27 protein-coding genes are annotated in these 24,557 nt (G+C 53.3%); 16 read left to right on the forward strand and 11 right to left on the reverse strand.

Annotation, left to right across the window (positions count from 1 at the left end; translation table 11 throughout):
• Nucleotides 1–4 precede the first annotated feature (4 nt).
• Entirely contained in the window at nucleotides 5–892 is an 888-nt protein-coding gene (gene fdxH, locus V6944_RS20395; RefSeq protein ID WP_220440075.1) for a formate dehydrogenase subunit beta, read from the forward strand.
• Nucleotides 885–1,541: a formate dehydrogenase-N subunit gamma gene (gene fdnI / locus V6944_RS20400; protein WP_333500277.1), complete on the forward strand. Its 657-nt coding sequence runs from the start codon at nucleotides 885–887 to the stop codon at nucleotides 1,539–1,541. The genes fdxH and fdnI overlap by 8 nt, the downstream gene beginning before the upstream one ends.
• Nucleotides 1,542–1,626: 85 nt before the next feature.
• On the opposite strand, the gene V6944_RS20405 is transcribed toward fdnI, so the two are convergent.
• Entirely contained in the window at nucleotides 1,627–1,950 is a 324-nt protein-coding gene (locus V6944_RS20405; RefSeq protein WP_333500278.1) for a CcdB family protein, read from the reverse strand.
• A complete protein-coding gene (locus tag V6944_RS20410; protein ID WP_333500279.1) occupies nucleotides 1,950–2,258 on the reverse strand; it encodes a hypothetical protein in 309 nt (102 codons plus the stop codon). The genes V6944_RS20405 and V6944_RS20410 overlap by 1 nt, the downstream gene beginning before the upstream one ends.
• Nucleotides 2,259–2,396: 138 nt before the next feature.
• Here V6944_RS20410 and araJ point away from each other — a divergent pair, with 138 nt between their 5' ends.
• Complete coding sequence (araJ, locus tag V6944_RS20415) at nucleotides 2,397–3,563, forward strand: MFS transporter AraJ (protein WP_333500280.1); 1,167 nt, start codon at nucleotides 2,397–2,399, stop codon at nucleotides 3,561–3,563.
• A 36-nt stretch (nucleotides 3,564–3,599) separates the two neighbouring features.
• On the opposite strand, the gene adhP is transcribed toward araJ, so the two are convergent.
• The gene (gene adhP / locus V6944_RS20420; RefSeq protein WP_185666303.1) at nucleotides 3,600–4,610 is read right to left on the reverse strand and encodes an alcohol dehydrogenase AdhP; all 1,011 of its coding nucleotides are present in this window, start codon (nucleotides 4,608–4,610) and stop codon (nucleotides 3,600–3,602) included.
• Nucleotides 4,611–4,827: 217 nt separating this feature from the next.
• Here adhP and V6944_RS20425 point away from each other — a divergent pair, with 217 nt between their 5' ends.
• Complete coding sequence (locus V6944_RS20425) at nucleotides 4,828–5,427, forward strand: inorganic diphosphatase (RefSeq protein ID WP_185666304.1); 600 nt, start codon at nucleotides 4,828–4,830, stop codon at nucleotides 5,425–5,427.
• A 96-nt stretch (nucleotides 5,428–5,523) separates the two neighbouring features.
• On the opposite strand, the gene V6944_RS20430 is transcribed toward V6944_RS20425, so the two are convergent.
• Together V6944_RS20430 and V6944_RS20435 are read right to left on the reverse strand one after the other, a co-directional pair.
• Nucleotides 5,524–7,236: an ABC-F family ATP-binding cassette domain-containing protein gene (locus V6944_RS20430; protein WP_333500281.1), complete on the reverse strand. Its 1,713-nt coding sequence runs from the start codon at nucleotides 7,234–7,236 to the stop codon at nucleotides 5,524–5,526.
• A gap of 410 nt (nucleotides 7,237–7,646) precedes the next feature.
• Nucleotides 7,647–9,341 carry an NAD-dependent malic enzyme gene (locus tag V6944_RS20435; RefSeq protein WP_333500282.1) on the reverse strand — a complete coding sequence of 565 codons (1,695 nt, stop codon included), beginning with the start codon at nucleotides 9,339–9,341 and terminating at the stop codon, nucleotides 7,647–7,649.
• Nucleotides 9,342–9,636: 295 nt separating this feature from the next.
• Between V6944_RS20435 and V6944_RS20440 the strand changes: the two genes are divergently transcribed.
• From V6944_RS20440 to V6944_RS20450, 3 genes are all read left to right on the forward strand, one after another.
• A complete protein-coding gene (locus tag V6944_RS20440; RefSeq protein ID WP_333500283.1) occupies nucleotides 9,637–10,683 on the forward strand; it encodes an NAD(P)-dependent alcohol dehydrogenase in 1,047 nt (348 codons plus the stop codon).
• Nucleotides 10,684–10,805: 122 nt separating this feature from the next.
• Complete coding sequence (locus tag V6944_RS20445) at nucleotides 10,806–11,699, forward strand: LysR family transcriptional regulator (RefSeq protein ID WP_333500284.1); 894 nt, start codon at nucleotides 10,806–10,808, stop codon at nucleotides 11,697–11,699.
• 107 nt (nucleotides 11,700–11,806) lie between these two features.
• Nucleotides 11,807–12,796, forward strand: a complete 990-nt coding sequence (locus V6944_RS20450; RefSeq protein WP_333500285.1) for a zinc-dependent alcohol dehydrogenase family protein — start codon at nucleotides 11,807–11,809, stop codon at nucleotides 12,794–12,796.
• A gap of 87 nt (nucleotides 12,797–12,883) precedes the next feature.
• Here V6944_RS20450 and V6944_RS20455 read toward each other — a convergent pair whose 3' ends face one another.
• Entirely contained in the window at nucleotides 12,884–13,909 is a 1,026-nt protein-coding gene (locus V6944_RS20455; RefSeq protein WP_333500286.1) for an SDR family oxidoreductase, read from the reverse strand.
• A 63-nt stretch (nucleotides 13,910–13,972) separates the two neighbouring features.
• Between V6944_RS20455 and V6944_RS20460 the strand changes: the two genes are divergently transcribed.
• A complete protein-coding gene (locus V6944_RS20460; protein ID WP_333500287.1) occupies nucleotides 13,973–14,941 on the forward strand; it encodes an AraC family transcriptional regulator in 969 nt (322 codons plus the stop codon).
• On the opposite strand, the gene V6944_RS20465 is transcribed toward V6944_RS20460, so the two are convergent.
• The gene (locus tag V6944_RS20465; RefSeq protein ID WP_333500288.1) at nucleotides 14,922–15,680 is read right to left on the reverse strand and encodes a class I SAM-dependent methyltransferase; all 759 of its coding nucleotides are present in this window, start codon (nucleotides 15,678–15,680) and stop codon (nucleotides 14,922–14,924) included. The two genes, V6944_RS20460 and V6944_RS20465, sit on opposite strands and share 20 nt — an antisense overlap.
• A 102-nt stretch (nucleotides 15,681–15,782) precedes the next feature.
• Here V6944_RS20465 and V6944_RS20470 point away from each other — a divergent pair, with 102 nt between their 5' ends.
• The 4 genes from V6944_RS20470 (at nucleotide 15,783) to V6944_RS20485 (ending at nucleotide 18,265) form a co-directional block, all read left to right on the forward strand.
• On the forward strand, nucleotides 15,783–16,568 hold the full coding sequence (locus V6944_RS20470; RefSeq protein ID WP_333500289.1) for a helix-turn-helix transcriptional regulator: 786 nt from the start codon (nucleotides 15,783–15,785) through the stop codon (nucleotides 16,566–16,568).
• 64 nt (nucleotides 16,569–16,632) lie between these two features.
• Nucleotides 16,633–17,103, forward strand: a complete 471-nt coding sequence (locus V6944_RS20475; protein ID WP_333500290.1) for a MarR family winged helix-turn-helix transcriptional regulator — start codon at nucleotides 16,633–16,635, stop codon at nucleotides 17,101–17,103.
• On the forward strand, nucleotides 17,100–17,855 hold the full coding sequence (locus V6944_RS20480) for a class I SAM-dependent methyltransferase (protein WP_333500291.1): 756 nt from the start codon (nucleotides 17,100–17,102) through the stop codon (nucleotides 17,853–17,855). The genes V6944_RS20475 and V6944_RS20480 overlap by 4 nt, the downstream gene beginning before the upstream one ends.
• Nucleotides 17,852–18,265 (forward strand): thioesterase family protein, encoded by a 414-nt coding sequence (locus tag V6944_RS20485; RefSeq protein ID WP_333500292.1) that lies wholly within the window; start codon nucleotides 17,852–17,854, stop codon nucleotides 18,263–18,265. The genes V6944_RS20480 and V6944_RS20485 overlap by 4 nt, the downstream gene beginning before the upstream one ends.
• Nucleotides 18,266–18,341: 76 nt before the next feature.
• Here the strand turns inward: V6944_RS20485 and V6944_RS20490 are convergent, their stop codons facing one another.
• Nucleotides 18,342–18,941: a hypothetical protein gene (locus V6944_RS20490; protein ID WP_333500293.1), complete on the reverse strand. Its 600-nt coding sequence runs from the start codon at nucleotides 18,939–18,941 to the stop codon at nucleotides 18,342–18,344.
• 305 nt (nucleotides 18,942–19,246) lie between these two features.
• Nucleotides 19,247–20,224 carry an NAD(P)H-dependent flavin oxidoreductase gene (locus V6944_RS20495; RefSeq protein ID WP_333500294.1) on the reverse strand — a complete coding sequence of 326 codons (978 nt, stop codon included), beginning with the start codon at nucleotides 20,222–20,224 and terminating at the stop codon, nucleotides 19,247–19,249.
• A 148-nt stretch (nucleotides 20,225–20,372) separates the two neighbouring features.
• On the opposite strand from V6944_RS20495, the gene V6944_RS20500 reads away from it, so the two are divergent.
• The 4 genes from V6944_RS20500 (at nucleotide 20,373) to V6944_RS20515 (ending at nucleotide 22,756) form a co-directional block, all read left to right on the forward strand.
• Complete coding sequence (locus V6944_RS20500) at nucleotides 20,373–21,266, forward strand: LysR family transcriptional regulator (RefSeq protein WP_333500300.1); 894 nt, start codon at nucleotides 20,373–20,375, stop codon at nucleotides 21,264–21,266.
• 84 nt (nucleotides 21,267–21,350) lie between these two features.
• A complete protein-coding gene (locus V6944_RS20505) occupies nucleotides 21,351–21,674 on the forward strand; it encodes an antibiotic biosynthesis monooxygenase family protein (protein ID WP_333500295.1) in 324 nt (107 codons plus the stop codon).
• Nucleotides 21,667–22,050, forward strand: a complete 384-nt coding sequence (locus V6944_RS20510; protein WP_333500296.1) for an amino acid-binding protein — start codon at nucleotides 21,667–21,669, stop codon at nucleotides 22,048–22,050. Before V6944_RS20505 ends, V6944_RS20510 begins: the two co-directional genes overlap by 8 nt.
• 52 nt (nucleotides 22,051–22,102) lie before the next feature.
• On the forward strand, nucleotides 22,103–22,756 hold the full coding sequence (locus tag V6944_RS20515) for an ArsR/SmtB family transcription factor (RefSeq protein WP_333500297.1): 654 nt from the start codon (nucleotides 22,103–22,105) through the stop codon (nucleotides 22,754–22,756).
• Between the two features lie 48 nt (nucleotides 22,757–22,804).
• Here the strand turns inward: V6944_RS20515 and tam are convergent, their stop codons facing one another.
• Nucleotides 22,805–23,563, reverse strand: coding sequence for a trans-aconitate 2-methyltransferase (gene tam / locus V6944_RS20520; protein WP_333500298.1), 759 nt, complete (start codon nucleotides 23,561–23,563; stop codon nucleotides 22,805–22,807).
• 159 nt (nucleotides 23,564–23,722) lie between these two features.
• A complete protein-coding gene (locus V6944_RS20525; RefSeq protein ID WP_333500299.1) occupies nucleotides 23,723–24,457 on the reverse strand; it encodes an ATP-binding protein in 735 nt (244 codons plus the stop codon).
• Nucleotides 24,458–24,557: the final 100 nt, after the last annotated feature.

A 24,557-nucleotide genomic window follows, 5' to 3' on the forward strand; every position in this document is an offset into this window, starting at 1 on the left:
TTAAATGGCGATGGAAACACAAGACATTATTAAACGCTCTGCAACCAACCCGATTACCCCCGCGCCTCGTGCGCGGGACTATAAGGAAGAAGTTGCCAAGCTGATTGATGTCTCCTCCTGTGTGGGCTGTAAAGCCTGCCAGGTGGCCTGCTCCGAGTGGAATGATATTCGCGACGAGGTTGGGCATTGCGTGGGGGTTTACGATAACCCAGCGGATCTGAGCGCCAAGTCCTGGACGGTGATGCGTTTTAGCGAAACCGAGCAGAATGGCAAGCTGGAGTGGCTGATTCGTAAAGACGGCTGTATGCACTGCGAGGACCCGGGCTGCCTGAAGGCGTGCCCGTCCGCCGGGGCAATTATTCAGTACGCTAACGGGATCGTCGATTTCCAGCAGGAAAACTGCATCGGCTGTGGTTACTGCATCGCCGGGTGTCCGTTTAATATTCCGCGCCTCAGCAAAGAGGATAACCGCGTTTATAAATGTACCCTGTGCGTAGACCGCGTGAGCGTGGGTCAGGAACCGGCCTGTGTGAAAACCTGTCCGACCGGGGCGATTCACTTCGGTACCAAGAAAGAGATGCTGGACGTAGCGCAGGAGCGCGTCGATAAGCTTAAGAAACGTGGCTACCCACATGCCGGTATCTATAATCCGGAAGGCGTGGGCGGCACCCATGTGATGTACGTGCTGCATCATGCGGATCAGCCTGAGCTGTATCACAAGCTGCCGAAGGATCCGGCTATCGATACCAGTATCAATCTGTGGAAAGGGGCGCTGAAACCACTCTCCGCCGCGGGCTTTATCGCCACCTTTGCCGGGCTGATTTATCACTACATTGGTATTGGCCCGAACAAAGAAGTGGACGATGACGAAGAGGAGGATGGCCATGAGTAAGTCGAAAATGATTGTGCGCACCAAGTTTGTCGATCGCGCCTGTCACTGGACGGTGGCTATCTGTTTCTTCCTGGTGGCGGTATCGGGAATTTCGTTCTTCTTCCCGACGCTGCAATGGCTGACCGAAACCTTTGGTACACCGCAGATGGGGCGTATTCTGCACCCGTTCTTCGGTGTGCTGATCTTCGTGGTGCTGATGTTTATGTTTGCCCGCTTCGTGCATCACAACATTCCGGATAAGCAGGATATTCCGTGGGTGCTGGGGATTGTCGAAGTCCTGAAAGGCAACGAGCATAAAGTGGCGAAGGTCGGGAAATATAACGCCGGCCAGAAGATGATGTTCTGGACCATCATGAGCATGATTTTTGTGCTGCTGGTGACCGGGGTGATTATCTGGCGTCCTTACTTTGCGCCGTTCTTCCCGATTCAGGTGATTCGCTACGCACTGCTTATTCATGCAGCTTCCGCTATCATTCTGATCCACGCGATCCTTATCCATATGTATATGGCGTTCTGGGTCAAAGGGTCAATTAAAGGGATGATTGAAGGCAAAGTGAGTCGTCGCTGGGCGCAGAAACACCATCCGCGCTGGTATCGTGGAGTTGAGCGAGTAGAAGCGAAGAAAGAGAGTTCGGAAGGGATGAAGTAAGGATTCTTTCCGGAAGTGAAGAGCGGTTTGATGTCCCTTGAGGGGGAGCGTTAAGCCGCTCTTTTTGTTTGTGGTATTGCAGGACTCATGTGTTTGTAATGAGGGCATCGATGGCTGATATAGCGCTTGAGCGTTCACTGCGTAAATTACAGATAAAATGTCGGTTATTGAGCTTACCTTTATCTATACTGGTCATTGATGGTGTATTGATAGCTACTGTTTGGAAGTCAATATTCACCAACGGCGTTGCTTGATGGTAATAACCGTTTAAATAAACATGGCTACTTAAAGGAAGCACTAGCCGTGTTGAAAGATCGCCATAATAGTCATGTTGTAACACCATAATGTATGGATGAATAAGACGGGTCCTCTCCGATGGATTTCGATAAATATCAAACTGTCGGCACATTAAAGTACCTCATAAAAAGGATCATCGGATAACAGCCCTGTCATTTGCGTAAACGCATTCATTCTGTTGATAAATTCACGATCTTCATTAGCGTTGTTGCGCTTTTTGATATCGCAAGGCAAGGCGTTACTCGTTGAACCTTTTGTCGTGGCATTTTTCGGCATTTCCTTAACCGTGTTGTTTGATTTCATATTGACCTCCTTGTGAAGAATAAGACGATTATCCGCCGTTCCGGTTAAAACACAATTAGCCAGATTCCGCCTTTGCGCGCCGCCTTCCAGAAAATATTCTCCTGTTGCATTACGCACCAATGGCGACCTCGGATATGAACCATTCGCGCTGTTTATATGGATAAACACGTTGTTGGGCGTTTTGGGCTGGTCTGCTCCCCATGAATGGTCAATAATGCCCCTCTGCAAACTCAACAGAAACAAGTGATTAGAGGGATGAAAAAGACAATTTTTGCGCTGGCGTTAGGCACGTTTGGCCTGGGGATGGCGGAGTTTGGCATTATGGGCGTGCTGCCGGAGTTGGCGCATGACGTAGGGATCTCGATCCCGGCGGCGGGCAATATGATCTCCTGGTATGCCTTCGGCGTGGTGATCGGCGCGCCGATTATTGCGCTGTTTTCCACGCGCTTCTCCCTGAAATCCATCATGCTGCTGCTGGCGGCGCTCTGCGTACTCGGCAACGTCATTTTTACCTTTTCGTCGAGCTATGTGATGCTGGCGATTGGGCGTCTGGTGTCGGGCTTTCCACACGGGGCGTTCTTTGGCGTGGGGGCAATTATTCTGTCGAAGATTGCGCCTCGCGGCAGGGTGACGGCGGCGGTAGCGGGGATGATCGCCGGGATGACGGTGGCAAATCTGGTGGGGGTACCTGCGGGAACCTGGCTGGGGCACCAGTTTAGCTGGCGCTATACCTTCCTGGCGATTGCGCTATTTGACGTGGCGGTGCTGGTGGCGATTATTGCCTGGGTGCCGACGCTGTTTGATAAATCTGACGCGCGGCTTCGCGAACAGTTCCACTTTTTGAAAAGCCCCGCGCCGTGGCTTATCTTCGCGGCGACCATGTTCGGTAACGCCGGGGTATTCGCGTGGTTCAGCTATATCAAGCCGTTTATGATGAACGTCTCTGGTTTCCAGGAAGGGGCCATTATGTTCATTATGATGCTGGTGGGGTTGGGTATGGTGCTGGGCAATATCCTCAGCGGTAAGCTTTCCGGGCGCTATAGCCCGTTGCGCATTGCGGCCACAACGGATTTCATTATCGTGGTGGCGCTGCTGCTTATCTTTGCTCTCGGCGGTTTTAAAGTGGCGTCATTGACGTTGGCGTTTATCTGCTGCGCGGGTCTGTTTGCACTGTCGGCGCCGCTGCAAATCCTGCTGCTGCAAAACGCGAAGGGTGGTGAAATGCTCGGGGCCGCTGGTGGGCAGATAGCCTTTAACCTCGGCAGTGCGATTGGCGCTTTCTTTGGCGGGTTGATGATTACGATGAATTTCGGCTGGAATTCGGTGGCGCTACCGGCGGCGGCGCTGTCGTTCCTGGCGATGTCGTCTCTGCTACTTTATGCACGTTATCAACAGCAGCAACAGAAGCTGGTGGCTGCCTGAGAATAGCCTCTCCCTTAGCGGGAGAGGCTCAGGGCATTAATGGCGAAGATCAATAACCATACGGCCACGGATCTGGCCCAGTTCCATCTCTTTAAAGATAGCGTTGATGTCGTTTAGCGGACGCAGCGCCACTTTCGGCACCACTTTCCCCTCAGCGGCAAACTGGAAGGCCTCGGTCAGATCCTGACGGGTGCCGACCAGCGAACCGACCACTTCAATACCGTCCAGCACCAGACGCGGAATATCGAGGCTCATCGCTTCCGGCGGCAGGCCAACGGCCACCACACGGCCACCGGCACGCACGGCGTCAACGGCGGAGTTGAAGGCTGCTTTAGCGACCGCAGTAACGACCGCCGCATGCGCGCCGCCGGTCAGTTCCTGAACCTGTTTCGCCGCATCTTCGCTGCGGGAGTTGATAATAAGATCCGCGCCCATCTCTTTGGCCAGCTTCAGCTGTTCATCGTTAACATCGAGGGCAATCACTTTGGCATTGAAGACGTTTTTGGCGTACTGCAGCGCCAGGTTGCCCAGACCGCCGAGACCGTAAATTGCAATCCACTGACCCGGTTTGATTTTAGAGATTTTCACCGCTTTATAGGTGGTGACACCTGCGCAGGTAATGCTGCTGGCGGCTGCAGAATCAAGACCGTCTGGCACTTTGACCGAGTAGTCAGCGGTGACGATGCACTCTTCCGCCATGCCGCCATCAACGCTGTAGCCCGCATTTTTGACCGAACGACACAGCGTTTCGTTACCGCTGTTACAGTATTCGCAGTGGCCGCAACCTTCAAAGAACCAGGCGACGCTGGCACGGTCACCGACTTTCAGAGAGGAGACGCCAGGACCGATCGCTTTCACGATCCCAATACCTTCATGGCCGAGGATCACCCCGGTCTTGTCACCGAAATCGCCGTTTTTGACGTGCAGATCGGTGTGACAGACCCCGCAGCATTCCATGGATAACAGCGCTTCACCGTGCTGCAGTGGGCGCAGCGTTTTTTCGGTGACGTTTACCTGATGGTCATGCGTGACGACAGCAGCCTTCATAATCCTACTCCTGGTTAATATGCACTTGATAATAATACTCATTAATAGTTAGCGATAGGGCGGTAAAAAGCAAGGCTGAAAGAGTGAAGAATCTAGTGGTTTTTCATATTGATAGCACATAGCGTTCATCACACCGTCATTTAGCGGTCATCATTTATTCATCCGTAAACTCTACCGTGTCGTTTTGCTTTTCTTATAACGATAGAGTGAACGCACAATGCATCTGGTAAAAACTATCCTCGCCGCAAGTCTGATTTTTTCCGCCGCCGCGCAGGCGCACAACGTGCTCGACTTCCCGCAGCCGGAGAACAACCCGGAAGAATTTTATGCGGTAACGGAGATCCCGGCCGGTGGCATCATTAAATATGAAACCGACGCCAAAACCGGTTTTTTAGTCGCTGACCGCTTCCAGTCAATGCCGGTAGCTTATCCTGCCAACTACGGCTCGCTGACCCAGTCGCTAGCGGGAGACGGCGACCCGCTGGACGTGGTGTTCTATACCCGTGCGCCAATGGCTCCGGGTACGCTCATCAAACTGCGTGCCATTGGCGTATTGAAGATGATTGATGGCGGGGAGAAGGACGACAAGATTATCGCCGTGCCAACCAGCAAAATTGACCCGACCTATGACGATATCAAGAATGTCAGCGACCTGCCGAAGGTAGAGCAGGAGCGTCTTCAAGCCTTCTTCCGCGTCTACAAACAGCTGCCGGAAGGGCGTAAGAAGGTGGAGCTGAACGGCTTCAACGATGCCGCTGCCGCGAAGCAGGAAATCAAGCAGGCGTGGGACGCCTGGAAAGAGAAGCACCCGCAGTAAAACGTAGCCCGGACGAGGCGGAACGCCGACTCCGGGATTATTGCGGTGCTTCAGAGAAATCCCGGCGTCGCTGCGCTCGGCCGGGCTACGGGTCGGTTAACTTAACTGATTATTGATATTGGCAATCTCCTCTCGCCAGCGCTGCTGCAACTGCGGCTTCTGATGTTTCGGCTTTCGCGCCAGGTCTTCGGCTAATCGCCACTCAAGCTCAATTAAGCGCTCCAGCAGGTCATCTGCCTCCGAGGTGATTTTCGCTTCTGGTTTTGCTGTCGTTCGCGGAGCATCAGGGCAGATGCGGTGACGAAGCTGTTCGTACACCTCATCCGCATCCTGCCACTCGCTTAACCCGTTTTCGTCAATTAACCAGAAGCGGTTGCAGCTATTGCTGATCAGCTGACGGTCATGGCTGACCAACAGCAGGCCGCCTGGGTATTCTCGCAGCGTTTGCGCCAGCGCCTCTTTGCCATCGATGTCCAGATGGTTCGTCGGTTCATCGAGCAGCAGCAGGCTGTAACGAGCAAGCGACAGGCCGATAAACAGCAGGCGAGAGCGCTCGCCGCCGCTTAAGGTACTGACCTTTTGCCCGTGACGCGCCCAGCCAAAGCCAGCGGAAATCAGCGCACGTTTACGCGTTTCCGCATAGGGTTCAAACGGTTCCAGTGCTTCCAGCAGGCTGTCATCATCTGCCAACTGGTTCAGCGTCTGGTCGTAATAGCCTGGCTTCAGGCGCGGGTGCAGCTTCAACCCAGCCTCCGTTGATTCCTGTTGCATTTGCCGCCAGAGCAGGCGTAACAGCGAAGATTTACCGCCGCCGTTGCGGCCCATAATGGCCACTCGGTCGCCGCTTTGTAACCGTGAAATACCGGTAGTAAATAGCGGTGTAAGCCCCGGAGCGGGCGGCACTGGCAGACTATCCATCTCCAGCAGACGGTCTGCCCGTAGCGCATCGCCGTGTAGCGTGAGCATCCATGGCGTACCGGCGGTGAGCTCCGTCTGACTCTCCTTTAACCGTGAAACCTGTTTTTCCATCTGCTTGGCTTTACGCGAAAGATCTTCGTTGTCGTACACCCGTCCCCAGGTGGCCAGCCGTTTGGCGCTGGCAGTGACGCGGTCGATCTCTTTCTGTTCAGCCTTATGACGTAGCGCATCGCTTTCGTCCTGCTCTTCCAGCGCCTGACGGGCGGCGGAGCAGGGCAGTGAGAAGGCATGCAGGGTTTTATCACGCAATATCCAGCTAGTATTGGTGACGGCATCCAGCAGGGGATTATCGTGTGAAACCAGCACGAAACTGCCGCTCCAGCTATTGAGGAAGTTTTCCAGCCATAGCAGCGTTGGCAGGTCGAGATGGTTACCCGGTTCATCTAGCAGTAGCAGGTCCGGTTGCAGCATCAGCGCTCGCGCTAATAACAGCCGGGTATGCTGGCCACCGCTGAGCGTCGCGGCAGGATGGTCAATCTCATTGGGCGCAAACCCCATCTCCATCAACAGACGTTCGGCTTGCCAGCGCTGGTTTTCACGCTGAGAAGCGGGTAGCTGCGCCAGTACGGCCTCAATCAGCGACTGGTCGAGTAGCGCATCAGGAAGATGCTGTTCTACGCGTGCCATCAGACAATGGCTGGCTAACGCGACGCGCCCGGAAGAGGGAATCAGCGTGCCATCCAGTACCTGTAACAGGGTACTTTTGCCGCAGCCGTTGTAGCCGATAAGGCCAATACGGTCGCCTTTTTTCAGGGTAAAGGAGAGGTCAGTAAAAAGAGGGCCGAACGCCGTCTCAACGTGAAGAGATTGTGCAGTTAGTAATGTGCTCATTTGCTTACTCAAGAGTTACAGGCATGGGAATGCCTCGTCAAACATCGCTGACGATAACCTGGTAAGCCCGAGGGAAGGGTTTAGGGATTGGTGTCTTCGCTCAAGCAGAAGTTATCGCAGCACGATACCGATAACGCTTGAGCTGGTGCGATCACCAAATGTATGTGAAACATTGAAAATTTCACAGTACAGCATAATTAGCCTCCTTTTAGTGTTGTCAGGTTGAAAGGTGAAGGCAGTGTAGCGGCAGTGTGAATATTAATCTAGTGAATATATCATTAGTTACAACATACATAATGAGATGTCTAAATTAGACACGATTAAGCATCATACTAACCTTCATTTGTTCTTCAGGGGAGTAATGGAAGAACCCGGCGGCGGCGCTTCGCTTGGCCGGGCTACAGGGGGTGTTAGATGGAGGTTCGACGGTAGCTGCGGTATTCCGGCAGCCAGAAGTTCTCATCTATGGCTTCTTGCAGAGCGTCGGCGGAGGTATTGGTGGCGACACCTTGTTGCTGCGCCATTTTGCCAACCGCAAACGCAATCGCGCGGGAGACTTTATGGATATCTTTCAGCTCTGGCAGCACCAGACCTTCACCGTGGTTAGCCAGCGGGGAATGCTTCGCCAGTGTTTCGCTGGCCGACATCAGCATTTCGTCGGTAATACGCGACGCACCGGAAGCAATCACGCCCAGACCAATACCCGGGAAGATATAGGAGTTGTTGCACTGGGCGATAGGATAGACGGTGTCTTTCCAGCTGACCGGTGCGAACGGGCTACCGGTGGCGACCAGCGCCTGGCCGTCGGTCCAGCTGATGATGTCCTGCGGCGTGGCTTCAACGCGTGACGTTGGGTTCGACAGCGGCATCACGATTGGACGCGGGCAGTGCTTATGCATCTCTCGGATAATCTCTTCCGTGAACAGCCCGGTCTGGCCGGAAACGCCAATCAGAATGTTTGGCTTCACGTTGCGCACGACGTCGAGCAGGGAAATCTCGTCGTTGTCATGCTGCCAGCCCTGAATTTTTTCCTGTTTCTGCGCCAGTTTGCTCTGGAATGACAGGAGGTTAGGCATTTGGTCGGTCAGCAGACCAAAACGGTCAACCATAAACACGCGGCTACGCGCTTGCTCTTCACTCAGGCCTTCACGCTGCATCTGGGCAATGATCTGCTCAGCGATACCGCACCCCGCCGAACCTGCGCCCAGGAAGACCACTCTTTGCTCATTCAACTGGCTGCCCGCCGCGCGGCTTGCCGCAATCAGCGTGCCGACGGTGACTGCCGCAGTGCCCTGAATATCATCGTTAAAGCAGCAAATTTCATCACGGTAGCGATTAAGCAGCGGCATGGCGTTTTTCTGCGCGAAGTCTTCGAACTGCAGCAGCACGTTTGGCCAGCGTTGTTTGACGGCCTGGATGAAATCATCCACGAACTGATAATACTCGTCGTCGCTGATACGCGGGTTACGGCAGCCCATATACAGCGGGTCGTTGAGCAACTGTTGGTTGTTGGTACCGACGTCGAGCACCACCGGCAGCGTGTAGGCCGGGCTGATACCACCACAGGCGGTGTACAGTGAAAGCTTACCGATAGGAATGCCCATACCGCCGATCCCCTGGTCGCCCAGGCCCAGAATACGTTCACCGTCGGTCACCACGATCACTTTAATATTGTGGTTCGGCACGTTCTGCAGAATATCGTCCATATTGTGACGATTCTGGTAGGAGATAAACACACCGCGCGCGCGACGGTAGATTTCAGAGAAACGTTCGCAGGCGGCGCCAACGGTTGGGGTGTAAATCACCGGCATCATCTCATCGAGATGGTTTTCAACCAGGCGATAGAACAGGGTTTCGTTGGTGTCCTGAATATTGCGCAGGTAGATGTGCTTATCAATTTCAGTTTTGAAACCCTGGTACTGGATCCAGGCGCGTTCGGCCTGCTCCTCAATGCTTTCAACAACCTCAGGCAGCAGCCCGAGCAGGTTGAAGTTGCTGCGTTCTTCCATGCTGAACGCGCTGCCTTTATTCAGCAGGGGAAATTCCAACAGAACAGGTCCCGCGTAGGGAATATAAAGGGAACGATTTTTATTGCCTGGTAACATCTTACGTAACTCCGTTGTCTTTCACTCCAGCCCTCTGGCGGGCCGGCAGAAACTGCAGCGCGCAAGATTATAGAGCAATGGTTAACGTGATGCTGACAAATTGGCAGGTAAGGCACAAAAAAGCGCACGATCGTTTACAACTTCGCCAATTAACCCTTTGTGCGATGGTTAAGGCGGGCGGTTATTCATGAACTAAGCTCATGACGGTATTGCACCAGCGGGCATAGTGTCAGCGAACAATGTGCGATAGGTTGTACTCTGGCTGAAAGTTAAACACGAAATGAGAGGTAACGTCATGAAAGTGTTAGGTTATGCTGCGACAAACCCGTCGACACCGCTAGCGCCATTCACCTTTGAGCGCCGCGAGCCGCGCCCGGATGACGTGGTTATCGATATTCTCTACTGCGGCGTGTGCCATTCGGACCTGCACCAGGCGCGAAACGACTGGGGGTTCAGCACCTATCCTATTGTTCCTGGACATGAAATTGTTGGACGCGTACGCGCAGTCGGCAGTGCAGTGACCAAATTTAAACAGGGCGATCTGGCTGCTATTGGCTGCATGGTCGACTCCTGCCGCGTTTGCCAACCGTGCCATCACGGGTTGGAGCAATATTGTGAAGAGGGTAACGTCCAGACCTATAACGGCCAGGACCGTCACGACCATTCCACGACCTACGGCGGATATTCACAGTCGATTGTCGCCAGTCAGGATTTCGTGCTGCACGTGCCGGAAAATATGGATCTGCAGGGCGCAGCGCCGCTGCTGTGCGCCGGTATCACCACCTGGTCGCCGCTGCGTCACTGGAAGGTAGACGCCAACAGTAAGGTCGCCGTCATCGGTTTAGGCGGGCTGGGGCACATGGCCATCAAGCTTGCCAGCGCGCTGGGTGCGGAAGTGACGTTGTTTACCCGCTCACCGGGTAAAGAAGCCGATGCTCGCCGTCTGGGGGCCCATCATGTGGTGGTCTCTACCGACCCGGCGCAGATGGCTAACGTACAAAATCAGTTCGATCTGATTATTGATACTGTGCCGTACGTTCATGAAGTGAATTCTTATCTGCCAACCCTGACGCTTGACGGCACGTTGGTCTTCGTGGGTTTGCTGGGCGATATGCCAGAAACCAGCACATTGCCGCTGCTGCTGGGCCGCCGGTCTGTCGCTGGCTCCTGCATTGGCGGTATCGCTGAGACGCAGGAGATGCTCGATTTCTGCGGCAAACATGGGATTGTTGCTGATGTCGAAGTGATTGATATTCACAACATTAACGCCGCATTTGAGCGGATGCTAAAAAGCGATGTGAAGTACCGTTTTGTCATCGATATGGCTTCGCTGACGGCCTGATGCTTCGTCACGGGTCCGCATAGATCCGTGACGTTGTCACAAATGCATCCTCAATTTACCCATCCCGCCGGTCATCGTATACTCTGCTTACCGCCTTCCTTCTCAAACGGACTTCGTCAGCTATGCGAGCCAATATCACTGAATACATGGATATTTTTGTTCATGTTGTTGAATCGGGAAGCTTTACCCGGGCCGCAGAACAACTGCAGATGCATCGCCCAGCGGTGAGCAAAGCGGTGCAGCAACTGGAAGAGGAGTTGAGGGCGAAGCTCTTGAATCGCACCACCCGCAAACTGAGTCTGACCAGCGAAGGTGAGATGTTTTACCAACGAGCGAAAGTACTGCTGTCTGAAATGACCGCACTGATGGCAGCGTATTCACCCATGGCGTCGGTACGTGGCAGCCTGCGGCTTGATTTTCCGCTGACGCTGGCGCATGCGGTGTTAATCCCTGCGCTTGATGAATTTCGCACTCGATACCCGGACATCGAAATTGTGTTGACCTCATCCGACCGCCGGATCGATCTCATTGCCGAAGGCATTGATTGCGTTGTACGGCTGGGAGAGCTTGAGGATTCGAGCTTTATTGCCCGTCGGATAGGCAACGTGGCGATGGTCACCTGTGCTGCGCCCAGCTATATCGCACGTTTTGGCAGGCCGGAAACGCTGGAAGATCTGGCGCAGCATAAGGCGGTGAATTTCTTTAGCGACCGCAGCCGCGAAGTGATGCCGTGGACATTTGTGGTGAACGGCGAGACGATTGCTAAACGGCTGGAAAGCGCAATTCTGGTTGATAACTCCGATATTCTTCTAACCTCCGGACTGGCGGGGGTCGGGCTGATTCAAGGCGTAGATGCCGCGCTGCGCCCCTATATCGACTCAGGCAGGCTGGTTCCGGTATTAACTCACGCCCCCAGCGCACCAAAAGCCGTGTCGGTACTTTATCCTGATAAACGCCACTTATCACCGCGGGTAAGCGTGTTTATTGATTGGTTTAGCGAGCTTTTCAGCCGCTGAGGATTGGTAATCCTGCGGCAACACAGCCGTACTTTTCCAGGGCTTTTTCCCTCGCCACGTCAAACGTACAGTGAGCCTCACGAATATTCCCCTTATGAGGCTTTAACATGGCAAAGATCGTTACCTTTAACCGCACTGGCGGCCCGGACGTCCTGGAGATCACCGATATGGCGGTCGCCGCTCCCGCAGCGGGAGAAGTGCAGATTCGCGTCAAGGCTATCGGTATTAACCGCGCCGAAGTGATGTATCGCAGCGGGCAATACGTGATTGAACCACAGTTCCCGGCAAAATTGGGCTATGAAGCGGCAGGTATTATCGAGGCCGTTGGCGCGGGCGTTAACGAATTCGCGGTGGGTGATAACGTGAGTATCATTCCTTCCTTTATGTTTACCGAGTACGGAATGTACGGCGAATTAGTTAATGCTCCTGCGCATGCCGTCGTCAAGCATCCAGACAATCTCACTTTTGCTGAAGCGGCTGCCAGTTGGATGATGTTTATTACTGCCTATGGTGCATTGGTTGAGTTCGGCCATCTGCAGGCCGGACAGTTTGCCGTGATGGGAGCGGCTTCCAGCAGCGTGGGGATTGCCGCCATTCAGATTGCCAATATGCTGGGCGCTCGCCCGATTGCGCTGTCACGCACCAGCCATAAAAACGAGTGGTTGCGTAACGCTGGGGCCGAAGCGGTGATTGCTACCACCGAACAGGATCTCACCGCTGAGTTGAATACGCTAACGCAGGGCGCTGGCGTGAACCTGGTCTTTGACCCGGTAGGTGGGCCAGACGTGGCGAAGCTTGCCGCCGCGATGGCAATGAACGGCATCTTCTTCCAGTATGGGGCGCTGGATACTCGTGATTTATCAATCCCAGTGATGGATATCCTCGGTAAACACCTGCAATTCACAGGCTACGAACTGTTTGAGATCACCACCGTTGCTGAAAAAATGGCGCGGGCTAAAGCCTTTGTTTACGACGGACTGAAGTCCGGTCAGCTCAAGCCGGTCATTGATAAAACCTTTGCGTTTGAGGAGATTGCCGAAGCCCATCGCTATATGGAAGCCAACGGGCAGGTAGGGAAAATAATAGTGACACTGTAACTTATCGCGTTACTGTAGGCAGGATAAGGCTTCGCCGCCATCCGGCAATATGTAAGGCAATGCCGGATGGCGCCGCGCTGATCAGGCCTACACCAGATTAAGCGCGATAAGACTCTCAGCGGTGGCAATAATTGCCGCCTGCGGGTCACGCGGTTTCCAGCCCAGCAACGTTGTCGCTTTTTCATGGCTCACGTTCATATCAACCCCCAGCAGTTTCACCATACCCAGCATCACTGGATTTTTCTGCGCCGCGGCGCGAACCATCTCATCGCTCATTGGCAGCGTCGATACCTTACTTGCAGCCTCTCCCAACGCATGTCGCAGCGTTTGCGCCACGTCGAGGATTGTCAGGCTATGCCCGGCGCTGGCAAGAAAACGTTCGCCGTTGGCCGCGGGATGCGTCATCGCCAACAGGTGCAGGTCGGCAACGTCGCGCACATCGACGAAGCAGGAGTTGATATTCGGGCAACCTGGTTCGCCCTCTAGCATATTTTTAATAATGCGGGTGGAGTGTGAATAGTCGGCGCCTAATACCGGGCCGAGGACAGCAACAGGGTTAATGGCCGACAGTTCCATGCCGTTGCCTTCGCGAGCGATAAACTCCCACGCAGCACGTTCGGAGAGCGTTTTTGATTTCTGATACGGCCAGACATCACCGCTGACGTCGCTCCAGTCGTTTTCGGTAAATGGGCGAGGGTAATCGGCCGGATGGCCCACGCCGATAGCGCCAAACGCCGAGGTTAGCACTACGCGCTGTACACCCGCATCACGGGCGGCGCGCAAGACGCGCAGGTTGCCGTCGATGGCAGGATTCACCCAATCGGCCTCTTTGGTCTGGCCACCTGAAGGGGTTGGTGATGCGCCGTGCATCACGAAGCGACAGCCGGCAGCGGCATCGTCCCAGCCATCGTCAGCGGTCAGATCGGCCACCACGAACGACAGGTCTGCGCCTGGCTCAACGCCGCCTTGCTGTAAATTGCGGCGCACCTCCTCTTCACGCTCTGCGGAGCGTACGGTGGTGCGTACCTGATATCCGTTATTCAACAGGGCAATAATGCAGTGTTGAGCGATAAAACCGGTGCCGCCGGTAACTAAAACACGAGTTTTACTCATAATACAATTCTCTTAATGCGATGGGCTTGGGACAAAGAGTAAGCAGCCACAGGCGTATTGTGAATGCTTGATAGTCCGCTTGAGTTGCGCGATAGTACGGAAATGAACATCGACCCGTTTTCTGACATTCTCAAACTGACGCGCGCCGAATCACTGGTGACCGGTGGGTTTACCGCCGGTGGCCGCTGGGCGCTGCGTTTTCCTGCACCGGATAAAATCAAATTCTTCGCCATTCTCCGCGGTCAGTGCTGGGTATTGCTGGAAGGTGAGCCGCAGCCGATTCTGTTTTCCACCGGTGATGTTGGCCTGTTAAGCGCTAAGCGGGCATTCGTGCTGGCGAGCGACCCGGAGGTTGAACCGATTGACGCGATGAGCGTCTTTTTTGGACCGGGAAAACCGCATGCACCTATTGGTGAAGGGAACGAGGTTGAACATATTGGCGGCCACGTGCTGCTGAACCCGACCAGCGGCAAACTGCTAACGCACGTTCTGCCGCCGTGGATCCACGTTCCGGCGAACTCACCGCAGGCCACTTCATTTCGCTGGCTGTTAGATCAACTGGTACAGGAGCGCCTTCAGCGTCAGCCCGGTTCGCAGCTGGTTTCAACGCAGCTGGCGCAGCTGCTGTTCGTGCAGATTCTGCGTGCCCATCTGCAAAATAACGATGCATTGCCCGCTGGCTGGCTACGCGTGCTGGGCGATCGTCGTTTAAGTCCGGCATTACAATTGATGCACGGTGATCCGGCGCGCGCCTGGCATCTTGATGAACTGGCCAAAGCCTGCGCGATGTCACGCACGGTGTTTGCGCAGCACTTCCGGGAAACTGCCGGTATGACGCCCATAGCCTATCTGACCCAGTGGCGCATGCGGCTGGCAGAGCAGGCGCTAAGCGAAGCGGGCGAGCAGGTGGCGGAAGTGGCCCAATCGCTCGGTTACGCCTCAGTTAGCGCATTTAGCAACGCCTTTAAGCGGGAAACCGGTTTATCGCCAAAAGCATGGCGACAAACCACAATTAGCGCGCCTGGAACATAATCGTGTCGCTAACGAAGCTGCCGTCGGCGGCGATCGCAAAGTGCTCACGCACCTCGTCAGAGACCTTATCCTGCAGATAGCGGATAGCGCCGACGATATTTTCCGGAGTTTTCATGCGTGCCACCCAGGATGAAAATTCCAGGTGCAGCGTATCGCCGACCAGTTTATCAATCATCATGCCACGACCGTTGACCATCGCCAGCCACTCACCCTGGGAATAGTTGCGGATATGCGACGGATCGCGCAGCATTTCAATGGTTTGCAGCCAGATATCGAGCATCGGTTTGCCCGGTGAAGCGATGTCCATCATGATAAAACGCCCGCCGGGCTTCAGCACGCGGCGGATTTCCATCAACGCGGCCTGAATATCGTGCCAGTGGTGTGCGGAGTAGCGGCTAATCACAACATCAAAGCTGTTATCAGCAAACGGCAGCACTTCTGCTGGGCCTTGTGCACAGCGGATGTTCGACAGCTGACGTTTTTTTGCCTCTTGCTCCACAACCGCCAACATCCCTTCGGATAAATCATAGGCGGTGACCTGAGCAACCAGCGGGGCGGCGGTAAAGCTGGCGTGCCCAGCACCGCAGCCAACATCCAGCAGACTCGCCTGCGCGTCATCGCTTAACCATTCGGCCAGACGACGTAAATCAGCCCCCTGGGCGTGGACATTACTCTGTAAATACGCAGCGGCCTGGCCGCTAAATTGTGACTTTACCAATGCTTCATGATGGTTGCTCATACCGGTCTTCCTCTGTTGTTATGTTCTTGTTAAAACGGACTATACGCTGGGATGAATACGGGTACAATATTGCCACTTATACTGGTATATCGAGTTACTACCATGGACAACACGGGACTGAAGGGGCCTGAGGCACTAGGCGCATTCTTACGCGTTAAACGGGAAAATACCTCACCGGAAATGCTGGGCATTCCGGTGCTATCGCGCCGCAGAACTAAAGGACTGCGCCGGGAAGAGGTGGCACAGATGAGTGGGATTAGCACCACCTGGTACACCTGGCTTGAGCAGGGGCGCAACATCACCGTTTCGGCACAAACGCTGTCGGGGATTGCCTTCGCGCTCCAGCTTAAACCAGCAGAACGGGAGTACCTGTTTCTGCTCGCTCATAAAAGTGACCCGCTGGTTGAGCAGGTTCCGGCGGTAGAACAGACGATTTTGTCCGCGGTTAATGCGGTATCTGAACCCTGTTATCTGTTAGATCTTACCTGGCAGGTGCTCTCCTGGAATCCCGGTGCCGAAGTGCTTTTTTCCGGGTGGCTAGACGTTGACGCCGAGCCCAATATGATGCGCTTTATGTTCCAGAACCCGCTGGCGCGAGAGATGGTCGACAACTGGGAGATTCGCGCGCGCCGTATCGTTGCCGAGCTGCGTTCGGACGCGATTCACTATCCCAATGACGCCGCGCTCAATGCATTTGTGCAGCAAATGAGCGATAACAGCCGCGATTTTCGTGAATTCTGGTCACAACAGCAGGTGATCGTGCGGGAAGGGGGCGAACGTATTTTCCGCCATGCTACACGCGGCGATCTGATCTATCGTCAGTTGAGCTGGCAACTCGCGAGCAACCGGGCGCTCAAAATGATCATGCTGGTTCCTGAATCGCGGTGATTTGCATTTAAAATGCATTAGCGCTAATGTATTTTCATTCAACCCATGAATGAGCCCGTGACGTATGAAAAATTCCCCAGGACTTGGCGAACTCCTGCGCTATTCCGCCGAACTGATCGATAGCGGTTCGGAAGCCGCTTATCGTGAGATGTCCCTTAACTACCGACCACGCTATACCCCCGTGCTGCGTGCGCTGGCGGCGGGGGCAATGACGGTTACCGACATTACCGCCATGACTCACCTGACACAGGGGGCAGTGAGCCAATCCGTTTCGCTGATGGAGCAGGACGGCATTCTGCGTCGCGGCCCGCTGGACGACGGGCGCAAAAGCGGCCTGCACCTGACCGACCACGGCGAAGCGCTGGCAAGCCAACTCGAGTCACACTGGAAAACCCTTTTCACCGCCATTCATCAGCTTGAGAAAGAGGTCGGTTGGCCGATTTTACAGGTGCTGGAACAGACCGCGAAGGCGCTGGAAGAGAAGGATTTTGCTCAACGTATCGCCGAGGTGAAAGCGCAGGGAGACTCACAATGAGTGACAACGTCACGTTTAATAACTGGTTTGCGCAGGGCGGAAGTGACTATGCCCGTTATCGGCCTGAATATCCTGCGGCGCTAGGAACTTATCTGGCAAACCTGGCGACCGACCGCGCCAAGGCACTGGATGTGGGCTGCGGTACCGGTCAACTGACGGGATTACTGGCAGAACATTTTGCCAGCGTGGTGGGCACCGACCCCAGCGCCAGCCAGCTCGCCAGCGCCGAGCCGCACCCGGCGGTTCGCTATGTGTTATCACCGGCCGAGCGACTGCCTGACGATTTCGCCGATTTTAACCTGATTACCGTCGCGCAGGCGGCACATTGGTTTGACCTCGACGCATTTTATCGCGAGGCACGAAGGGTCAGTGCTCCGGGCGGCATCCTGGCGTTGATAAGCTATGGCGTGATGCGGCTGGATGATGAACTCCAGCAACGTTTTCAGACCTTTTACTACGATGAAATTGGCCCGTACTGGCCGGCAGAGCGACAGCTCGTTGATGACGGTTACCGCACGCTGATGTTTCCATTTACAGAGATCCCGACACCGGCGATGAGCATCAACCTGGCATGGCCGCTGGAAGGGCTGTTGGGGTATATCTCCACGTGGTCAGCGGTGAAAAAGGCGCAGGACGCGGGAAAATCGATGCTGCTTGAGGCGTTCAGTCAGGATATACGCCGCTTGTGGGGTAACACGGAAACGTTACGGCAAATCGTTTGGCCCATCAATATGCGGGTAGGCGCACTATGAGTACCATGACAGAACTACAAAGTGGCATTCGCTACCAGGCCCAATTCACGGTGCTGCCAAAACACACCGTTCCCGCCGTCGACCCGGACTGGCCAGGCTTTACCGACATGCCTCCGGCGCTGGCAACCGCGATGATGATTGGCTTTATGGAGCAGACTTGTGTTGAGGCGCTGCGACCCTATCTGACGGTTAACGAGCATACCGTAGGTACCGGTGTGGAGGTGCGCCACGTGGCGGCAACGCTGGCAGGCGACACCGTAACGGCGACCGTTACGCTGGACAATGTCGAAGGGCGATTTTTGCTTTTTCACGTCAGTTGCCATGATGATCATGGGCTAATTGGCGAGGGTACGCATCAGCGGGCGATGATTGATCCGGTGCGATTTATGCAGCGGTTGATGGCGAGATAATCAAATCGGATAATGTGACCACAAAAAATAGAATGGAGAGTAGTTTATTTCTACTCTCTATATTCAGCGGGTGATTTTACGGGTATTTTTCTACCAACGTTGCTTTCATGCCGTTATTATTAAGCTTTTCTACAATGTTATTTATTCTTGTTGGAATAAATTGACTACTATCCCCCATTAACGGGTTCACCAATGCTTTGGCTAAGGACTTCACATCATAGCCACCACTTGAATTACTGAAGGTGACTATCATATCGAGTCGATACCCATCTTTATATTGCCATAAACAGCTATTGGCAGTGGTGTTTTCACCCCAATTACTCATTCCTGATTGCTGCGAATTTGCAATAAGAACCGCCCCTTCACACGTAGGTAACTGCATTGATACACCCTGGCTGGCCATCAATGCACCAAGCCCCGATTTTGCGAAAGGGTTGCTCATCTGGAAGCGACCTGGCTTATCTGGCAGCGGGGAGGGTGGAATGTTACGGCTAACGTTTACAGAGCTCATTTGTGATTGAAGCGCTTCGACCACACCGGTTCCCACATCGGTAGCACTCTTATTTGTCTTTATATCGTAAATCCAGTAACTGATTTGCACTTCATTTTTTGGCGTGGTGCTCGAGCAACCAGAAATGAGCATGGCTAGAGAGGCAAAAAAAAATTTAGCGTTCATATATTATCCTTGTTCTGTGTTTTAAGTGAGTGATAATAGATGAGCATTAATGTTTGTAAATAGTTGTACAATGGCAATAACATAAAAGTATTGAAGTTTAACTTTAAGCCATTAAATAACCGTAAATTTGCATCAGAATAAATAAAACCCTTCCAGTATTAGTGGGCCTTTTTAATTAACATAGGTGCGCAGTTGATATGTAACGCTGGCGGAGGTGATTGATCCGGTGCGATTTATGCAGCGGTTGATGGCGAGATAAAACGGCGCTGCGGCCAGGGGTTAGTCTGGCCGTTTTCTTCCTGTGCTTAAGCAGTGAGTTGCTCAACTACCTCGGCGACGCTTGCCACTTTACGAATACCGCCAATCCCGGTGCCTAAAGAGACATAGCCTTCGTCGGTATTACCTTCCAGCATCCCCACACGAAGACCGCGCAGGCCGCCCATCGTGTTGGCGAGTTCTTCTTTACTGGCACCAGCTTTGTCCATCTCGACTAATGTGGTCGTCAATGTTCCTGGTAACGAACGGTAGTAGTCTGGTACGGTGCGGAACAGGCTCAGATCCAGGCCATTCGCGGCGACGATTTTATCCTTCAATGATGGCGGTACGCGACTCTCCTCGGTACTGATAAAGACCGAACCGGCAAAGATACCTTCTGCGCCCAGTGCGTGCGCCGCGCGGGCCGTCCGCTTATCCACGATCCCTCCGGCCGCCAGCACCGGCACATTTTCCACTGCGTCAGCAATCAAAGGCACGATAGAAAACGTCCCCAGTATGGTCCCCGGCAGCGTGCCCCCCTCATCAAAACCCGTCGCCACGATAACATCCGCTCCGGCACGTTCCGCCTCTCGGGTGTTTTCCGGGGTAGGGTTTATATCACGGTAAATAATGGTAATGCCCACCGCTTTGAGTTCGTCAAACAGGGCTGGAATAATTGTGCCGTCGCCATATCCGGTATAAACCACCACTTTCACTGCCTCTTCTTTGATAACGGGCAAAATCGCGGGCGTCCAGATATCGTGTTCCGCGCTTGGGATCAGATTCACACCAAAGGGTTTATCCGTCAGTTGTTTGGTTTTACGGATCTCTTCGCGCATTTTCTCCGCCGTGGCTTCCGGTGTTGAAACAGCAGTTTCCGCGGTTAACCCGGCATTTGGCCCTAGCACCCCGAGACCTCCGGCATTGCTGACGGCTGCCACCAGTCGGGCATCGGTTAACCAGGAGAGTGGCCCCTGAATCACCGGTTTTTCAATACCGAGAATTTCACAGATACGGTTAGTTTTCATGATGTTATTTCCTTGTTGCAGCGCGGATGTGCTGGAATGCGAGCAGTGTAGGCGCGTTTATTGTGCTGAAAAATAGTGAAAATTATCCATCACTATTATTAAATGGATAACAATCAACGCCTCGGTCAGGAAGTTTGTCGCTATGCAGATTAATCTGTTTGAAAACATTAAAATTTTTATTGAGATTGTCGATGCGGGTAGCTTCAGCCAGGCCGCCGAAAACCTGCAGATTCACCGCCCGGCGGTGACTAAAGCCGTACAGCAGTTGGAAAAAGAGAGCGGGGTGAGGCTATTGCAGCGCACTACCCGACGTATCTATCTGACGCCGGAGGGGGAAGAATTTTACCGTCGCAGTAAACCGCTACTCGCGCAGGCCGACGATCTGCTGGAGTCATTTTCACCTGATCGTCCGTTGCACGGTCAGCTGCGTGTTGATATGCCTATCGCCTTCGCCCGACTGGTGGTCGTGCCAAATTTACCCTCCTTTTATGCCGCGCATCCGGAACTGGAACTTATCCTTAGCAGCTCAGACATACGGCGGGATATGCTTCGAGATGGGCTGGATTGCGTACTGCGTATGGGGGACCTTGACGATGGCGATTACGTCGCGCGAGCGCTTGGCAATATCAAAATGACAACCTGCGCCAGCCCTGAATACCTTGCCCGTTACGGAACGCCGCAAACGCTGGATGACCTTCGGAATTATCACCAGGGCGTCAATTGGATCAACAGCAGTAGTCGGCAGGTCATGCCATGGCGTTTTGAATCCCCGACGGGCGTGGAGGAGATCGCGCTACCGGGGAAGCTTATCCTCGATAATTCCGAGGTGTATATTGCTGCAGGACTCGCGGGTTTAGGATTATTGCAGGGGATGAACTTCTTTTTGCAACCCTATATCGACAGCAGCCAACTGGTCGAAGTGCTGCCGAATTACCCATGCCCGCGGAGACGACTATCGCTGATGTACCCACACCGCCATTTGTCGCATAAGGTCCGCGTGTTTGCCGCATGGGTGGACAGCCTGCTGGATGATTTACGCTAACGCGGCATTCACATTTCGTTCTCCATCGAAGTATCAAGATGACGGCGCGCTATAGTGGGCTTATACCACCGACAGGAGATCACGATGATTGCCGTACTTTTTGAAGCCTACGCCGTTGCCGAAAGACAGACACGCTACCTTGAACTTGCCGCTGAACTTCGTCCGGAACTCGAAAAAATCGAGGGATTTATCGCCATCGAGCGCTTTAAGAGTTTGAGCACCGAAGGCAAAATTCTATCGCTCTCCTGGTGGGAAAGCGAAGATGCGGTTCTGGCCTGGAAACGCAATGTTCTTCATCAGGCCGCACAGCGTGAAGGGCAGCAAACAATCTTTGCCCGCTACCGCATCCAGGTGGCTCAGGTAATACGCGAGTATTCCTCTGAAACGAGGAATTGCCATCATGTATGATATCCACGTTATTATGCGTAATATTCCCGGAGAGCTGGCACGGCTGGGTTTATCCCTTGGGAAAAAGGGGGTCGGACTTGAAGGTGGTGGCCTTTTCAGTATTGGCGACCAATCCCATGCCCATTTCCTGGTCGATGATGGCGAACGCGCCCGGCAGGTGCTTGAACTCGCGGGAATATCGGTAGTCGCCGTGACAAAACCGCTGATTCGTCGATTGAAACAGGAATGCCCCGGCGAGCTGGGTGAAATCGCCAGGGTACTGGCAGAGCAGGGAGTTAACATCCGCGTACAGTACAGCGATCATGCTAATCGACTGATTTTACTAACTGATAATAATGAGCTTGCCGCTCACATCACCGGACAATGGGATGAATAAACCCCTTAGCATTCCCCCGGCACAAAATAGTGCTGAGGTGCTTGAAAGTGCTATGTCAGAAGTCGCCGCTGCAATTGCCGACCCTTCGCGGGTTAGCATGCTGTGCGCGTTGATGGATGGCAGGGCCTGGACCGCCACGGAGTTGAGCGCGGTGGCTGACGTTGCACCATCTACCGCTAGCGCACATTTGGCAAAATTAGTGCAGGGACAACTCATCGGCTGTTTGTCACAGGGACGGCACCGCTATTATCGGTTAGCGAGCAGCGAGGTGGCGACGCTACTGGAGACGCTGATGGGGGTTTCCATGCGGACACAGCCGGCGATGAAAATTAGCACGCCGGTACATTTGCGTAAGGCGCGCACCTGTTATGATCACCTGGCCGGCGAGGTTGCCGTTAATCTTTACGCCTTTATGCAGGAGAAAGGCTGGTTTACCGCAGAAGGAACCGCGCTTTCGCCCGTAGGACTCGCTGGTTTTCAACAGATTGGCGCTACGCTAAAAGCGCAAACCCGGCGAAAAACAGTATGTGCCTGTCTCGACTGGAGCGAGCGTCGGCCACATCTGGGCGGCAATGCGGGCGCCGCGTTGCTGACCGCTTTTGCATCTCATGGCTGGGTTGAACGTAGTGAGGGTTACCGGGAAGTCCGATTTACCGGCGAGGGAAGAAGGGCGTTAGCGCGATTTTTTGCGATTCACGATGTTTAACCACAATAGTGATACCGGAAACCCGGTATCACCTGATGCCTTTTACTTTCAGCGGGTTCGCTGTGCCACCATAAAGAGTCGTGGAAAGGCCAGCAATATCTTCCCGTCAGCCTGCTTCGGATAGCACTCCTGCAACCGTTGATGATAACGTGCAAGATAGAGCTGCTTTCCTTGCTCGTCCAGATCCTGTATCCACGGCCTTAACCCTGTCGCGCTAACCCAATCAATAATCGCTTGATGTGAATCCATTTTGTGATAATAGGTCGTACGCCAGATATCGACTTCGCATCCGGCATGGCTGAGGATATCGTAATAAGCGTGCACGCTGGGCAGTGGATCGCGCCCACGATTTGGATGCCTTTGTTCCTGGGCAACTTCGCGCATCAACACGTGGGAAGGTTCATCCCAGTTATAGGGCATCTGAACTGCCAGAAAGCCATTATTTTTCAGTAGACTGGCAAGATGCGGGAGCAGTGTGTCATGACCGGAAATCCACTGAAGTGAGGCGTTGGCGTAAATCACATCCGGAGGCGTTTCCGGCTGGAAATGGCGGATATCATCTTCAATAAAATGGCAGGTTGGTAATCGCTTTCGCGCTTCCTCGAGCATCGAGGGTGATGAGTCAATCCCAGTAATATTGGCGTTTGGCCATCGATAATGCAGCAATTCAGTGCTGTTACCAGGCCCGCAGCCGAGATCGATAGCGGAAGCAATATCATTCAGCTGAACGCGGGCCAGTAGTTCAGCGGCAGGTCTTGAGCGTTCTGCACCAAACTGCAGGTACAGGGTTGGGTTCCAGTCAGACATTATCAATTTCCTTAGCGGCGTTGTAAGGCTCGGTGTTTATGGTATGTGTGATTAAGAACATACCACATTCCAGTTTTTCGCCATCAATTTAACCATCTGACCATCTATACTGGGCAACTTCTTGAACCGGCTTTGCTTTATCAATCAAATCGGAACTAATTATTTATCGTAGGGAGATCCAATGCTATTGGCAGGGGTATTATAAACACCATCTTTTTTTAACCCGTCATCAATCACGACATACTTTTTGTATTTATCATACTTTTCCAATTCTTTAGAAAGCCGCTTATTGCTTTCCGCTTGCGCACATAACTCATCGTGCCTTTGTTTAAGGTCTGATTCGTTCATGCCAAGGTAAGAGTGAAGGGCATCCTGAATTTGAAGGTAAGCTATTTGGCTCACCTGAACACTCTTGTCAATACGAGATAATTTTTCGATAATCAATGTGAACTGATTGAATTGATGGTTAAATTCATTCTGGCATTCCGAATGTCTTGTACGTAAATGTTGCACAATAGAGTCAAACACAGTACTTTTCCCAACCCCATTTTCACCCAAAAGGGCAAAACAAGGAATTCTGCTGGCATTGGGCGCGCTCAGATCAAGGGTCAGTTTCTCAACAGGACCGAAATTGATGATGGAAATTTTTTCTATATAGCGTGCCTTCGCACGATATTTTTCTTTATCTTCTTCACTGGCGCTTTCAGTTGAAAAATTGGAAAGCGAAGTTTCGTAACCTTCCTGTTGCCTGATCAGTTGTTGAGCATCACCCTGCATACGTTCTTCCAGCGATTTTCCTGAAAGAAGCTGCCGCCAGACGAGAGAATAGGTTGATCTAATTGCATTCTCAGCTCGGGTTATTGATGTAGCTTCCTGAAATTTTTCAATTTCCATTTTACGGGCGAGAATCAGTGTTTCTCTGTTCAGAATCAGCGTCTCTGAATCGCCACGGATAATCTAGACACTTCCGAGCCGTTGATAATACTGGTTTTCA

It is taken from the genome of Kluyvera sp. CHPC 1.2972 (assembly GCF_036759925.1).
GTDB lineage: Bacteria > Pseudomonadota > Gammaproteobacteria > Enterobacterales > Enterobacteriaceae > Kluyvera.

Bases quoted from the DNA above. Each gene is read 5' to 3' on its own strand.
- fdxH (WP_220440075.1), top strand. From the start codon at position 5: ATGGCGATGGAAACACAAGACATTATTAAACGCTCTGCAACCAACCCG.
- fdnI (WP_333500277.1), top strand. From the start codon at position 885: ATGAGTAAGTCGAAAATGATTGTGCGCACCAAGTTTGTCGATCGCGCC.
- V6944_RS20405 (WP_333500278.1), bottom strand. From the start codon at position 1,950: ATGTGCCGACAGTTTGATATTTATCGAAATCCATCGGAGAGGACCCGT.
- araJ (WP_333500280.1), top strand. From the start codon at position 2,397: ATGAAAAAGACAATTTTTGCGCTGGCGTTAGGCACGTTTGGCCTGGGG.
- adhP (WP_185666303.1), bottom strand. From the start codon at position 4,610: ATGAAGGCTGCTGTCGTCACGCATGACCATCAGGTAAACGTCACCGAA.
- V6944_RS20425 (WP_185666304.1), top strand. From the start codon at position 4,828: ATGCATCTGGTAAAAACTATCCTCGCCGCAAGTCTGATTTTTTCCGCC.
- V6944_RS20430 (WP_333500281.1), bottom strand. From the start codon at position 7,236: ATGAGCACATTACTAACTGCACAATCTCTTCACGTTGAGACGGCGTTC.
- V6944_RS20435 (WP_333500282.1), bottom strand. From the start codon at position 9,341: ATGTTACCAGGCAATAAAAATCGTTCCCTTTATATTCCCTACGCGGGA.
- V6944_RS20440 (WP_333500283.1), top strand. From the start codon at position 9,637: ATGAAAGTGTTAGGTTATGCTGCGACAAACCCGTCGACACCGCTAGCG.
- V6944_RS20445 (WP_333500284.1), top strand. From the start codon at position 10,806: ATGCGAGCCAATATCACTGAATACATGGATATTTTTGTTCATGTTGTT.
- V6944_RS20450 (WP_333500285.1), top strand. From the start codon at position 11,807: ATGGCAAAGATCGTTACCTTTAACCGCACTGGCGGCCCGGACGTCCTG.
- V6944_RS20455 (WP_333500286.1), bottom strand. From the start codon at position 13,909: ATGAGTAAAACTCGTGTTTTAGTTACCGGCGGCACCGGTTTTATCGCT.
- V6944_RS20460 (WP_333500287.1), top strand. From the start codon at position 13,973: ATGCTTGATAGTCCGCTTGAGTTGCGCGATAGTACGGAAATGAACATC.
- V6944_RS20465 (WP_333500288.1), bottom strand. From the start codon at position 15,680: ATGAGCAACCATCATGAAGCATTGGTAAAGTCACAATTTAGCGGCCAG.
- V6944_RS20470 (WP_333500289.1), top strand. From the start codon at position 15,783: ATGGACAACACGGGACTGAAGGGGCCTGAGGCACTAGGCGCATTCTTA.
- V6944_RS20475 (WP_333500290.1), top strand. From the start codon at position 16,633: ATGAAAAATTCCCCAGGACTTGGCGAACTCCTGCGCTATTCCGCCGAA.
- V6944_RS20480 (WP_333500291.1), top strand. From the start codon at position 17,100: ATGAGTGACAACGTCACGTTTAATAACTGGTTTGCGCAGGGCGGAAGT.
- V6944_RS20485 (WP_333500292.1), top strand. From the start codon at position 17,852: ATGAGTACCATGACAGAACTACAAAGTGGCATTCGCTACCAGGCCCAA.
- V6944_RS20490 (WP_333500293.1), bottom strand. From the start codon at position 18,941: ATGAACGCTAAATTTTTTTTTGCCTCTCTAGCCATGCTCATTTCTGGT.
- V6944_RS20495 (WP_333500294.1), bottom strand. From the start codon at position 20,224: ATGAAAACTAACCGTATCTGTGAAATTCTCGGTATTGAAAAACCGGTG.
- V6944_RS20505 (WP_333500295.1), top strand. From the start codon at position 21,351: ATGATTGCCGTACTTTTTGAAGCCTACGCCGTTGCCGAAAGACAGACA.
- V6944_RS20510 (WP_333500296.1), top strand. From the start codon at position 21,667: ATGTATGATATCCACGTTATTATGCGTAATATTCCCGGAGAGCTGGCA.
- V6944_RS20515 (WP_333500297.1), top strand. From the start codon at position 22,103: ATGTCAGAAGTCGCCGCTGCAATTGCCGACCCTTCGCGGGTTAGCATG.
- tam (WP_333500298.1), bottom strand. From the start codon at position 23,563: ATGTCTGACTGGAACCCAACCCTGTACCTGCAGTTTGGTGCAGAACGC.
- V6944_RS20525 (WP_333500299.1), bottom strand. From the start codon at position 24,457: ATGGAAATTGAAAAATTTCAGGAAGCTACATCAATAACCCGAGCTGAG.